The sequence below is a fragment of the Pseudomonas paraversuta genome, assembly GCF_904063065.1.
Taxonomy (GTDB): Bacteria; Pseudomonadota; Gammaproteobacteria; order Pseudomonadales; family Pseudomonadaceae; genus Aquipseudomonas; species Aquipseudomonas paraversuta.
The window spans coordinates 260380-272897 of sequence record NZ_CAJFCL010000008.1; the positions used below are offsets into that span (position 1 = coordinate 260380).

The following is a 12518-nucleotide window of genomic DNA, read 5'->3' on the forward strand; positions in this document are numbered from 1 at the left end:
GGTCATGGCTAAAGCTGGATTTCGTCTCGCATTGTTGGCCACCTTGCTGGCGCTGGTGGTGGTATTGCTCGGCGCCTACACCCGCCTGACCCATGCAGGCCTCGGCTGCCCGGACTGGCCGGGTTGCTACGGTTTTATCAGCGTGCCGCAAAGTGAGGCGCAACTGGCCCACGCCGAGCTGCACTTTCCCGATGCCCCGGTGCAGGCCGACAAAGGCTGGAGCGAGATGGTGCACCGCTATTTTGCCGGCACCCTCGGGCTGTTGATTCTGCTGCTGGCGGCACGGGCCTGGAGCCAGCGTCGGTTGCAGGATCAGCCGTTAAAACTGCCGTTGTTTATTTTGTTGGTGGTGATCGCACAAGCGGCCTTTGGCATGTGGACGGTAACGCTCAAGTTGTGGCCCCAGGTGGTGACGGGGCATTTGCTCGGCGGGTTTGCGACCCTGAGTTTGTTGTTTTTACTGACCTTGCGTCTGTCCGGGGTGCTGCCCGCCCTGGCTATCCCCCGCCGCCTGCAGCGCTGGGCAACGGCCGGGCTGGTGTTGGCGGTCATGCAAATCGCGCTGGGGGGCTGGGTCAGTTCCAACTACGCAGCCGTGGCCTGCGTCGATCTGCCGACTTGTCATGGTGAATGGTGGCCCCAGGCCGACTTCGCCAATGGCTTTCATCTGACCCAGCATATCGGCCCCAACTATTTGGGCGGGCAACTGGACAGCGAGGCGCGCACTGCCATTCACCTTACCCACAGGCTCGGCGCTGTGCTGCTGACCCTGGTGTTATTGGGCCTGGCCTGGCAACTGCGCAAAGTCGGCATGACCCGGTTGGCGGGCTTGCTGCTGCTGGCGCTGGGAGTGCAGATCAGCCTGGGAATGAGCAATGTGCTGTTTGGTCTGCCACTGGTGGTCGCGGTGGCTCACAACGCGGGGGGCGCGGCGTTGTTGCTGACGCTGGTGCTGGTCAATTACCACGCCCGCACGGCATTGGTCAGGGTCAAGGCCCCGCGCTTCTCCCGCTGGATTTTCAGCCCCCGGCGCCATACGCCCGGTCTCGTCACCCTCAAAGGAGAATTGCCATGGCGACCGTGACTGGCGAACATCAGCGCCAGGGGCTCTGGCGTGACTATCTGGAGCTGACCAAGCCGAGGGTGGTCCTGATGATGCTGGTTACTTCGCTGGTGGGCATGTTTCTGGCTACCCGCGCGGGCGTGCCGTGGACGGTACTGGTGTTCGGAAACCTGGGGATTGGCCTGTGCGCCGGTGGCGCGGCGGCGGTCAATCATGTGGTGGATCGGCGTATTGATGCCATGATGGCCCGCACCCATAAGCGACCGCTGGCCGAAGGGCGGGTTTCACCGCTGGCGGGATTGTCGTTCGCGCTATTGCTGTCGCTGTCGGGGCTGGTGCTGCTATTGGTGTACACCAATGCCCTGGCGGCCTGGCTAACGCTGGCTTCTCTATTGGGCTACGCGCTTATTTACACAGGCTTTCTGAAGCGGGCCACGCCGCAAAATATCGTGATCGGCGGGCTGGCCGGTGCGGCGCCGCCGCTGCTGGGCTGGGTGGCGGTCACGGGGCATGTCACCGCCGAGCCGTTGCTGCTGGTGTTGATCATCTTTGCCTGGACCCCACCGCACTTTTGGGCGCTGGCGATCCACCGCAAGGCGGAGTACGCCAAAGCGGATATCCCCATGTTGCCCGTGACCCACGGCGAGCACTACACCAAGGTACATATTCTGCTGTACACCCTCGTGCTGCTGGCGGTCAGCTTGCTGCCCTTTGTGATTCACATGAGCGGCCTGCTCTATCTGGTATGTGCACTAGTGTTGGGCGCACGCTTTCTGCATTGGGCTTGGGTGCTGTACCGTGGCACTGCGCCGCACGCTGCGATCAACACCTTCAAGTACTCTATTTACTACTTGCTGCTGCTATTTATCGCGCTGCTTGTCGATCATTACTTAGTGTTGAACCTATGACTAAAACTCAAAAAACCGTTTATATCCTCGTCGCGCTGGTGGCATTGGTCATGGGCCTGACGTTTAACAAAATGATGTCGAGCAAAAGCCAGGGCGACAACACGTCCCTGATCGATGCCGGGATCATTCTGCTGCCGCAGAGCCGTCATTTGCCGGATGTGAAGATGACCGACCAGAACGGTCAGCCGGTGCTCATGAATGAACTGAAAGACAAGTGGAGCATGCTGTTTTTCGGCTACACCTTCTGCCCGGACATCTGCCCGACCACCCTCGCCCAGCTGCGTCAGATCAAAAGTGAACTGCCCAAGGACGTACAGGACAAACTGCAGATCGTGCTGGTCAGTGTCGACCCGAACCGCGATACGCCGCAGCAGCTCAAGCAATACCTGGGCTACTTCGACCCGCAGTTCGTGGGGCTGACCCCTGCTTCCATAGAAGATCTGCAAACACTGGCGAATGCCGTGAGCATCCCGTTCATCCCGGCGGATACCAGCAAGCCCAACTACACCGTCGACCACAGTGGCAACCTGGCGCTGATCGGGCCGGACGGCACCCAGCGGGGTTTCATTCGCGCACCGTTCAACACCGCCAAAATGGTTGCCCAATTGCCGGGGTTGGTAGAGCGCAAATAAAGGACGCGAGGGGCAATCTGTAGGAGCGAGCTCGCTCCTACAGAAAGATCAGAGGATCAGAACGCCGGGATGATGGCGCCTTTGTACTTCTCGTTGATGAACGCTTTCACTTCAGGGCTGTGCAAGGCAGCAACCAACTTCTGCATATCAGCCGAGTCTTTGTCGTCCGGGCGAGCGACCAGAATGTTCACGTAAGGCGAATCGCTGCCTTCAATGACCAGGGCGTCTTTTTCCGGGTTCAGCTTGGCTTCCAGCGCGTAGTTGGTGTTGATCAACGCCAGATCGACTTGAGTCAGAACACGGGGGATGGTCGCTGCTTCCAGCTCGCGGAATTTCAGGTTCTTGGCGTTCTGTTCGATGTCTTTTGGCGTCGACAGGATGTTGCTCGAGTCCTTGAGCTTGATCAGGCCCGCCTTGTCCAGCAACAACAGGGCACGGCCGCCGTTGGTGGCGTCGTTCGGAATGACCACGGTGGCCCCGTTCGGCAGATCATCCAGCTTCTTGTACTTGCTGGAGTAAGCACCCAGTGGTTCCAGGTGTACGGCTGCAACGCTGACCAGGTTAGTCCCCTTGGCCTTGTTGAATTCGTCCAGGTACGGCTGGTGCTGGAAGAAGTTGGCATCCAGACGTTTTTCGGCCACCTGCACGTTTGGCTGGATGTAGTCGGTGAAAACCTTGACCTTGAGGTTCACGCCCTCTTTGGCCAGTGCCGGTTTCACGAACTCCAGAATCTCGGCGTGGGGTACCGGTGTGGCCGCGACCGACAGATCGCCGGCATGGGCGGAAAATGCGGCTACAGCGGCCACGGCAGCAAATAACTTCTTCATTCAGCAACTCCTTGTGAACACCCGACTTCAGGTGCCTGCCAGCCCTGGGCTGGCGGTTACGTTTATTAACGAGAGGTCGCGCTTACTTGCGCGAAAAGTGCACCACTAGCCGATCACCAACGGTTTGCAGAATTTGCACCAGAATCAGCAACAGCACCACCGTGACAATCATCACGTCGGTCTGGAAGCGCTGATAGCCGAAACGGATCGCCAAATCACCCAGGCCGCCGGCGCCGACCACACCTGCCATGGCGGTGTAGGACACCAGCGTAATGGCGGTCACGGTAATCGCTGCAAAGATGCCGGGGCGCGCTTCAGGCAACAAGGCGCTGGTAATGATCTGACGCGTGCTGGCGCCCATGGCCTGAGTCGCTTCGATGATGCCGCGATCCACTTCACGCAGCGCGGTCTCGACCAGACGGGCGAAGAACGGCGTAGCGCCGACCACCAAAGGTGGGATCGCCCCCGCTACGCCCAGGGAGGTTCCGGTAATCAGAACGGTGAGCGGGATCATCACAATCAACAAAATGATGAATGGCAGCGAACGCAGAATGTTCACCGCCAGTGACAATATGGCGTATACCGCCTTTTGCTCGAACAGTTGGCGCGGGCTGCACAAAAACAGCAGTACGCCCAGCGGCAGGCCAAGCAGGATGGTGAACAGCAGCGAGCCGCCGAGCATCATCATGGTGTCGCCGGTTGCCAGCCAGATTTCGAACCAGTCAATGTTGGAAAAGAAACTCAACAGGGATTCCATCAGCGCAGCACCTCCATATGAACGTCAGCCGCAGTGAAGCGGGCGAAAGCCGCTTCCATGTCGCCACCGGTAATGGCGAGGGTCAGTTGCCCGTAGGGGGTGTCTTTGATGCGATCGATACGACCGGCCAGGATGCTGTAATCCACCCCCGTTTCACGGGCGACAGTGCCCAGCAAAGGTGCGTAGGTGGATTCGCCCTGGAAGGTCAGGCGCACGATACGGCCAGGAACATGGGCGAAGTCGTCGCGCTGCTCGCTTTCGTCGATCTGCTCGTCTTCCTGGACAAAACGCTTGGTGGTCGGGTGCTTGGGGTGCAGGAACACTTGGGCGACCGGGCCTTGCTCGACGATTACGCCTGCATCCATCACCGCTACGTGGTCGCACACGCGACGGATCACATCCATCTCGTGGGTGATCAGGACGATGGTCAGCTTCAGTTCGCGGTTGATCTCAGCCAGCAACTGCAAGACCGAGGCCGTGGTTTGCGGGTCCAGGGCACTGGTGGCTTCGTCACACAGCAGCACTTTGGGTTTGGTGGCCAGTGCACGGGCAATGCCTACGCGTTGTTTTTGGCCGCCTGACAGTTGCGCCGGATATTTCTTGGCGTGGTCGGACAGACCTACCCGCGCGAGCAACTCGGCGACCCGCAGATCGATGTCCTTGCGGGACAATTCACCGGCCAGCGTCAGGGGCATGGCCACGTTATCGGCCACAGTCTTGGAGGCCAGCAGGTTGAAGTGCTGGAAGATCATGCCGACTTGCTGGCGAAACCGTCGCAGGCCGTTGGCATCCATCGCCGTCACGTCTTCGTTGTCGACGATGATCTGCCCGCCACTCGGGGTTTCCAGGCGGTTGATCAGGCGCAGCAGGGTACTTTTGCCCGCGCCGGAGTGGCCAATCAGGCCGAAAACCTGGCCGCTCTCAACACGCAGACTGGTGGAGTGCAACGCGGGAATGTCCTTACCGGAAACCCGGTAGGTTTTATGAACGTTATGGAACTCAATCACGTAGCGAACCTTGTGGGGCGCGAAAATAGAAGATCAGCGGTTAGCCGGGCGCGCATTTTAGCCTGTCCGTATAGAGGTTCTTAGCATTTATTTGCGCTGGGACCTTTGATTTGGCAATAAGACGACTGATGGTCTGAATTAAGGAACGACGGTAAACGCTAAAAGTCAGTACTAGGACCCGCCTCGGGAGATTAGTCCAGGAAGCCCGGCCAACAGGGCTTTCGCCAACAAGGAGTTTAGTCTGATGAGTAGCAAAAAACCGTCTTCCAACAAGAGCCAGATGGCCGGCACCGACACCTTGGATCGTGGCAACACCAACGTCAAACTCGATAGCCTCGAAACTTTTCGTGATGACGCAACCGATCAGGCGCTGCGGACCAATCAGGGGGTGAAGGTTGCAGACAATCAAAACACCCTGAAAGCCGGCGCCAGAGGCCCCTCGCTGCTCGAAGACTTTATTATGCGCGAGAAGATCACCCATTTTGACCATGAGCGAATTCCAGAGCGCATTGTTCATGCTCGAGGTACCGGCGCCCACGGCTACTTCCAGACTTATAAATCCCACAGCGCACTGACCAAGGCGGGTTTCCTGCAGGACCCGGGTAAGAAAACTCCGGTTTTTGTGCGTTTCTCCACCGTCCAGGGCCCGCGCGGCTCCGGGGATACCGTGCGTGATGTGCGCGGTTTTGCTGTGAAATTTTTCACCGATGAAGGCAACTTCGATCTGGTTGGCAACAATATGCCGGTGTTTTTTATTCAGGACGCGATCAAGTTTCCGGATTTCGTACACGCGGTAAAACCTGAGCCCCATAACGAAATGCCTACGGGCGGTTCAGCTCATGACACGTTCTGGGACTTCGTCTCACTGGTGCCGGAATCTGCGCACATGGTTATTTGGGCGATGTCTGACCGTGCCATTCCTAAAAGCCTGCGCAGCATGCAGGGGTTCGGCGTGCATACGTTCCGTCTGATCAACGCTGAAGGCAAATCCAGCTTCGTCAAATTCCACTGGCGTCCGAGTGTGGGTACTTGCTCGCTGGTGTGGGACGAAGCGCAAAAACTGGCAGGTAAAGACACCGATTACCACCGCCGTGATCTGTGGGAGTCGATTGAAACCGGCGATTACCCTGAGTGGGAATTCGGTGTGCAGATCATTTCGGAGGAAGACGAGCATAAATTCGAATTCGATATTCTTGATCCGACCAAGCTGATCCCCGAAGAACTGGTGCCGATTACGCCTTTGGGCAAGATGGTACTCAACCGTAACCCCGACAACTTTTTTGCGGAAACCGAGCAAGTGGCTTTTTGCCCGGGCCATATCGTGCCGGGTATCGACTTTTCCAATGACCCGTTGCTGCAGGGCCGGCTGTTTTCCTACACCGATACGCAAATCAGCCGTCTGGGCGGGCCGAACTTTCACGAGATTCCGATCAATCGCCCCGTCGCGCCGTTTCACAATAATCAGCGTGACGCGCAGCACCGTAGCACCATCAACAAAGGCCGGGCGTCCTATGAACCGAACTCCATCGACGCTGGCTGGCCGAAAGAAACCCCGCCTGCAGCCCATGACGGGGGGTTTGAGTCTTATCCCGAGCGCATCGACGCCAACAAGATTCGTCAGCGCAGCGAGTCGTTCAGCGATCACTTCTCCCAGGCCCGGCTGTTTTTCCGCAGCATGAGCAAGCATGAGCAAGAACACATTATTGCGGCCTATAGTTTTGAATTGGGCAAGGTCGAACGTGTGCCCATCCGGGAGCGCCAGGTGAATGAAATCCTGGCCAATATCGACCTTGAGCTGGCCAGACGGGTGGCTGAGAACCTGGGCTTGCCTGCACCGAAGGCGGGTACGCAAGCGGAGCGCAAAACCAGCGTCAGCCGCTCCCCGGCCTTGAGTCAGGCCAATCTGCTACCGGGCAATATCAAAACCCGTAAAGTGGCAATTCTTGCCGCCAACGGGGTTGATGGCGCAGCGATTGATGCTCTGAAAAAGGCGCTGGCGAATGAAGGCGCCCATGCCAAATTGTTGGGTCCTACGTCTGCGCCGGTGAAAACCGCAGACGGCAAATTGCTGCCGGTTGATGCATCCATGGAAGGCATGCCGTCGGTTGCCTTTGATGCGGTGTACGTGCCGGGTGGCGCGGCTTCGATCAAAACCTTGAGCACCGATGGCGTGGCGTTGCACTACCTGCTCGAAGCCTATAAGCACCTGAAGGCGATTGCCTTGCATGGCGAAGCCAGACAGCTGCTGGACGTTCTGCATTTGCAGGCCGATGAGGGGTTGCTGGCAATCAAGGATGGCAAGGATCTGAAGGCGTTCTTTGCCGCGATCGGGCAGCACCGTGTGTGGGCCCGGGAGCCGAAGGCCAAAGCCGTTCCGGCGTAAACGAAGGGCTCTGCAGCAGCTGGCTGGTTCGCGATGGGGTCAGAGATGACCCTGTTGCGAACCAGTTGCTTGCTGCAGGTTCGCCTGGACCTAGGGTTTACTTGGGATCAGCACTATTTGCGCAGGCACATGGCGAATGATCTGACGTTCAACTTTCAGATCGAACGCCGGATCGAGTTTTTTCACCCGCTTGCTGATCAGCGTGGACAGCCATGGGAAGTCCGCTGTGCGCGGAACCTGCAGGCTGACAGCACACTGGTAATTGACGATATCTTGCGCGATCAAATTCAGTTGATGGCGAAGTTTCGCAATATCCTCGATGTTAAGCGTAACTGTGGTGCTCTCAGCGGCAGGGTCGATAACCCTGGCCGGTGGTCTGGCCTCGGCAGCCTTGAGTGCGGCTTCGGCTTTATCCAGTTCGGCCTTGCGCGCATGGGCAATGGCACTGTTGACACCGCCGGTCAGCGCTGGAGCCGTGGGCATCAAGGCGCGGGCGCGGCTCAGTGCCGTGGCAGCAGCGTTGACATCACCTTTTTGCAGCACGATCTGACTGCGTTGCAAGTAGGCTTCTGCCAGTTGACGCTGGTATTGCACCAATTGTGGATCATCCGGCGTTTGCTTCTGCAAGGTAGCCAGTTGATCTTCAGCGGTCGCGAGTTCGCTGCTGGCCAGGTTTTGCTCCAGCTGTGCGATGGCCGTAGCGCGCGCATCCGGGACAGGTGTGTCGCCGGAGGGTGTGCTTTGGCAGGCGCCCAGCAGCAAGGAAAATGCGGCCAGGAGCAAGTAACGGGAGTTGAACAGCTTCATTCCTGCGGCTCTCTAAGTGCGCAAAAAACGAGCAAGTCTACACCCCTCGACGGGGCAGAACAAAACTCAGCAGAAACAGTGCCGCGGCACACACCACAATTGATGGTCCCGCCGGCGTGTCTTTGAACCATGAAAGTGCCAGGCCACCACACACCGCCAGCATTCCCAGCAAACTGGCACCCAGGGCCATCTGCTCCGGAGAGCGGGCGTGGCGCTGGGCAGCTGCTGCCGGGATGATCAGCAAGGACGTGATCAATAACACGCCGACAATCTTCATTGCTACGGCAATAACAATTGCGATCAACAGCATCAGCGTCATGCGCAACGCCGCTACCGGCAAGCCTTCAACAGTGGCCAGCTCTTCATGCACGGTGATCGCCAGCAGCGGCCGCCACAGCGCCACCAGCAATGCCAGAACCACAGCGCTACCGCCCATGATCCACATCAAATCGTTGGGGCTGATGGCCAGCAGATCACCAAACAGATAAGCCATCAGGTCGATTCGTACTTCATGCATGAAGCTTAGTACGACCAGCCCGAGGGACAAGGTGCTGGGTGCAAGTATTCCGAGCAATGTGTCAGATGCCAACGGCTGGCGCTGTTGCAGGGTGACCAACAGGACTGCCAGCAGCAGACAGCCGACAGTCACGGCAATGGTAGGGCTGACATCCAGCAGGAACCCCATCGCCACCCCCAGCAAAGCCGCATGGGATAGCGTGTCGCCGAAATAGGCCATTCGTCGCCACACCACAAATGAGCCCAGGGGGCCGGCGACGATCGCCAGGGCCAGACCTGCCAGCAGGGCGTAAAACAGAAAATCAGCCATGCTTGCAGCCTTCTCCATGAACGTGGGCGGGTGCCGTTGTGGCGTCTTCGCTGACCACCGAACCATGCAAGTCATGGGCGTGGTCATGATGGTGATGATAAATCGCCAGGCTCTGTGCGTTTTTGCCGAACAGTTCGACGAAAGCCGGGTCATTGCTGACTTGTTCCGGGTGGCCCGAACAGCAGACATGGCGATTGAGGCAGACCACCTGGTCGGTGGTGCTCATGACCAGATGCAAATCGTGGGACACCATCAGCACGCCACAGCCATGGCGGTCGCGCAGGCGGGTAATCAGGCTGTACAGCTCGGCCTGGCCAGCGACATCGACGCCCTGTACCGGCTCGTCAAGCACCAGCAACTCCGGTTTGCGCAGCAGGGCGCGGGCCAGCAGTACGCGCTGCATTTCGCCACCGGACACACTTTGCACGGGGCTGTCGATGACCTTTTCGGCGCCGACTTCTTTCAGCGCGGCAAGGGCTTGCGCCCTGTCCACGCCCGGCACCAGACGCAAAAAGCGTAAAACCGAGAGCGGCAATGTCGGATCGACGTGCAGTTTTTGCGGCATGTAGCCGACCCGCAACCTGGGTTTGCGCCAGACGCTGCCACTGGTGGGCTTGAGCAGGCCGAGCACGGCTTTGACCAGTGTGGTTTTGCCGGCGCCGTTGGGGCCGATGAGGGTGACGATCTGGCCCGGCTCGACACTCAGCTCGATATTGTCGAGCACGTCTTGCCCGGCGAAGGTCACGGTGACCCGATCCAAACGTATCAGTGCAGCGCTCATCAGGCCTCCCGGCAACCCGAACACAAACCGACCACTTCGACGGTCTGGCCTTCGACAGTAAAGCCGACATCCAGCGCACTGTTGATGATTGCGTCGCTGATGGTTTTTTGCTCGAGTTCGATGGCGGCATGGCAGTTGCGGCAGATCAAAAACTGACCCTGATGCGCGTGCTCGGGGTGGCTGCAACCAATAAAGGCGTTCAGTGAGGCGATGCGATGCACCAGGCCGTTCTCCAGCAGAAAATCCAGCGCCCGATAGACGGTCGGTGGCGCTGCCCGGCGGCCGTCCTGCTCGCTGAGTACTGCCAGAATGTCGTAGGCGCCCAGCGGCTTGTGACTTTGCCACACCAGTTCCAGCACCCGGCGGCGCAGTGCAGTCAGGCGCAAACCCTTTTGCGCGCACAGCACATCCGCTTCGCTAAGGGCGCTGTGGACACAATGGGAGTGGTCATGGGGACGACTGGCAAGCGGTGTAATAGGCATGGGCGGCGACGATTTTTGAGAGAGACGTTATTATGTTACCTGTTTCAACCACCATGAGTGCTCATCGTGCCCCGTCTTTTTTCTATTTTTCTTGCTCTAACCGCCAGTTTGGCCGTAATTGGCCCGGCCCGGGCCGAGGTCAGCGTGTTGACCAGCATCAAACCCTTGCAGCTGATTGCGGCTGCTGTGCAGGACGGCGTGGGCCATCCCGAGGTGCTTTTGCCGCCCAATGCTTCGCCGCATAACTATGCCCTGCGTCCTTCCGACGTACGGCGCGTGCAGTCGGCTGATCTTTTGTACTGGATTGGCCCGGACATGGAAGGTTTCATGCCGCGGGTGATTAAAACCCGCACTTTGCCATCGGTGGCGGTCTACACCCTGCCTGAGCTTAAGCTTCGTCATTTCTCCGAAGATAGCCACTCCCATGCCGAAGATGCGGCCGAACACGACCACGATCACCGTCCTGGAACGCTGGATGCGCACCTGTGGCTGGCCCCGGCCAACGCCCGTGTGATCGCGGCCAAAATGGCGGCTGACCTGAGTCAGAAAGACCCGGCCAATGCTGCCCGGTATCAAGCGAATCTGGCGGCTTTCAATCAGCGTCTGGACGCCCTGGATGCGCGACTGAAAACACGTCTGGCGGGGATTTCCGACAAGCCGTTCTTTGTGTTCCATGAGGGCTACGACTATTTCGAAAGCGCTTACGGCCTAAAGCATGCGGGTGTTTTCAGCGTGGCTGCAGAAGTACAGCCAGGGGCCCAGCACGTCGCCGCCATGCGTAAGCGTCTGCAGGAAGCGGGCAAGACCTGCGTATTCAGTGACCCGCCTTTGCGTCCGCGTCTGGCAGACACCCTGACCGCCGGCTTGCCGGTCAAGTTGGCTGAGCTGGATGCCCTGGGCGGCTATACCCCGGCGACGGCGCAGGGCTATGAGCAACTGCTGGAGAAGCTGGGCAATGACCTGGCGGGCTGCCTGGAAAGCTTGTAACCCCGCACCAATAGAGCCTGCAGGAGCGCGCCTGCTCGCGAGCATTTCAATTACACACAGCTCGCCAGCAGGCTCGCTCCGGCCTTACAGGGCAAAAGGCAGATGAACTGTCACTGTCTGGTGCACGGCCAGACGGCGTTCGAATTCGCCCGGATCGTGAATCAGCACGTCTTGCCCGGCAAAGGTATGGGCCGCGATCAGGCGCGAAAGCCAAAAGCGCACGCATGCGACCCGCAGCATCGTCGGCCACAATTGGGCTTCGCTTGCAGTAAACGGGCGCAGTGCGGCATAGGCACCGAGTAGCGCGCGGGCGCGCGGGGCGTCAATCTTGCCGTCTTCGTCAGCGCACCAGTCATTCAGGGCGATCGCAACGTCATACAGCATCGGGCCTGAGCACGCGTTGTAAAAGTCGATCAGGCCGGTCAGATGCGTGCCTTCAAACATGGCGTTATCGCGGAACAGGTCGCCATGCAGGTTGGCCCGGGGCAACGCGAGGATCTGCTCTTTATTCGCGCTGATTTCAATCAACGCGTTTTGCAGCAATTGTGCCGCCTCAGGTGACAGATCGGCCATTAGTGCAGGCCCTTCTGCCAGCATCCAGTCCAGCCCGCGGTCAGTCTTGCGCTCCAGCACCTTGTCGCGGGTGGCCACATGCAAGTGACCAAGCAGCTCGCCGACCTGCGCGCAATGCTGGGCATTGGCTTCACGAATATGTTTGCCCGCCAGGCGCGGTTGCAGCAGCGCCGGTTTGCCCTTGAGTTCACGCAGGGCCTGGCCGTCGACGGTACGCAGGGCGAAAGGCACCGGCAGTTCTGCGCTGTGCAGCACATCGAGCAGTTCGATGAAGAACGGCATCTCTTTGATCGGGCCACGCTCAACCAGGGTCAGGACATATTCGCCCTGCTCCAGACTGATGAAGTAATTGGTGTTTTCGCTGCCAGCGGCAATCCCCTGGAAATCGAGCAGGCGGCCAAGCCCGTAAGGCGCAAGAAAAGTTTCCAACTCGGTGCGAGTCAGGGGCGTGAATACAGACATGGTTTAAAACTGCCAGTACGGGC

At 58.9% G+C, this 12518-nt stretch carries 13 protein-coding genes; 5 read left to right on the forward strand and 8 right to left on the reverse strand.

The features are described from left to right. The first annotated feature begins 4 nt into the window (after positions 1 to 4). Genes JQ845_RS17820 through JQ845_RS17830 form a run of 3 tightly spaced genes read left to right on the forward strand, consistent with a single transcriptional unit; the run spans position 5 to position 2603 of the window. The gene (locus JQ845_RS17820; protein ID WP_202210181.1) at positions 5 to 1084 is read left to right on the forward strand and encodes a COX15/CtaA family protein; all 1080 of its coding nucleotides are present in this window, start codon (positions 5 to 7) and stop codon (positions 1082 to 1084) included. After that, positions 1072 to 1971, forward strand: a complete 900-nt coding sequence (cyoE, locus tag JQ845_RS17825) for a heme o synthase (protein ID WP_003437711.1) — start codon at positions 1072 to 1074, stop codon at positions 1969 to 1971. The genes JQ845_RS17820 and cyoE overlap by 13 nt, the downstream gene beginning before the upstream one ends. Next, positions 1968 to 2603 carry an SCO family protein gene (locus JQ845_RS17830; RefSeq protein WP_203009311.1) on the forward strand — a complete coding sequence of 212 codons (636 nt, stop codon included), beginning with the start codon at positions 1968 to 1970 and terminating at the stop codon, positions 2601 to 2603. The genes cyoE and JQ845_RS17830 overlap by 4 nt, the downstream gene beginning before the upstream one ends. A gap of 56 nt (positions 2604 to 2659) precedes the next feature. Here JQ845_RS17830 and JQ845_RS17835 read toward each other — a convergent pair whose 3' ends face one another. The 3 genes from JQ845_RS17835 to JQ845_RS17845 form a co-directional block, all read right to left on the reverse strand. Further along, the gene (locus JQ845_RS17835; protein ID WP_010656765.1) at positions 2660 to 3430 is read right to left on the reverse strand and encodes a MetQ/NlpA family ABC transporter substrate-binding protein; all 771 of its coding nucleotides are present in this window, start codon (positions 3428 to 3430) and stop codon (positions 2660 to 2662) included. An 82-nt stretch (positions 3431 to 3512) separates the two neighbouring features. Further along, positions 3513 to 4187: a methionine ABC transporter permease gene (locus JQ845_RS17840; RefSeq protein WP_003437705.1), complete on the reverse strand. Its 675-nt coding sequence runs from the start codon at positions 4185 to 4187 to the stop codon at positions 3513 to 3515. Then, positions 4187 to 5194: a methionine ABC transporter ATP-binding protein gene (locus tag JQ845_RS17845; RefSeq protein ID WP_003437703.1), complete on the reverse strand. Its 1008-nt coding sequence runs from the start codon at positions 5192 to 5194 to the stop codon at positions 4187 to 4189. Before JQ845_RS17845 ends, JQ845_RS17840 begins: the two co-directional genes overlap by 1 nt. 190 nt (positions 5195 to 5384) lie before the next feature. Here JQ845_RS17845 and katE point away from each other — a divergent pair, with 190 nt between their 5' ends. Beyond that, entirely contained in the window at positions 5385 to 7577 is a 2193-nt protein-coding gene (katE, locus tag JQ845_RS17850) for a catalase HPII (RefSeq protein ID WP_268968812.1), read from the forward strand. A gap of 90 nt (positions 7578 to 7667) precedes the next feature. Here katE and JQ845_RS17855 read toward each other — a convergent pair whose 3' ends face one another. From JQ845_RS17855 to JQ845_RS17870, 4 genes are read right to left on the reverse strand one after another with little or no spacing between them, the layout of a single operon-like run. Beyond that, positions 7668 to 8384: a PA5502 family lipoprotein gene (locus JQ845_RS17855; RefSeq protein ID WP_003437696.1), complete on the reverse strand. Its 717-nt coding sequence runs from the start codon at positions 8382 to 8384 to the stop codon at positions 7668 to 7670. A gap of 37 nt (positions 8385 to 8421) precedes the next feature. Further along, complete coding sequence (gene znuB / locus JQ845_RS17860) at positions 8422 to 9210, reverse strand: zinc ABC transporter permease subunit ZnuB (protein WP_003437694.1); 789 nt, start codon at positions 9208 to 9210, stop codon at positions 8422 to 8424. After that, positions 9203 to 9991: a zinc ABC transporter ATP-binding protein ZnuC gene (znuC, locus tag JQ845_RS17865; RefSeq protein ID WP_003437692.1), complete on the reverse strand. Its 789-nt coding sequence runs from the start codon at positions 9989 to 9991 to the stop codon at positions 9203 to 9205. Before znuC ends, znuB begins: the two co-directional genes overlap by 8 nt. Next, the gene (locus tag JQ845_RS17870) at positions 9991 to 10473 is read right to left on the reverse strand and encodes a Fur family transcriptional regulator (protein ID WP_029612723.1); all 483 of its coding nucleotides are present in this window, start codon (positions 10471 to 10473) and stop codon (positions 9991 to 9993) included. Before JQ845_RS17870 ends, znuC begins: the two co-directional genes overlap by 1 nt. Positions 10474 to 10539: 66 nt before the next feature. Here JQ845_RS17870 and JQ845_RS17875 point away from each other — a divergent pair, with 66 nt between their 5' ends. Beyond that, on the forward strand, positions 10540 to 11460 hold the full coding sequence (locus JQ845_RS17875; protein ID WP_160626503.1) for a zinc ABC transporter substrate-binding protein: 921 nt from the start codon (positions 10540 to 10542) through the stop codon (positions 11458 to 11460). 84 nt (positions 11461 to 11544) lie between these two features. Here the strand turns inward: JQ845_RS17875 and JQ845_RS17880 are convergent, their stop codons facing one another. Further along, entirely contained in the window at positions 11545 to 12495 is a 951-nt protein-coding gene (locus JQ845_RS17880) for a homoserine kinase (protein ID WP_010656768.1), read from the reverse strand. Between the last annotated feature and the right edge of the window lie 23 nt (positions 12496 to 12518).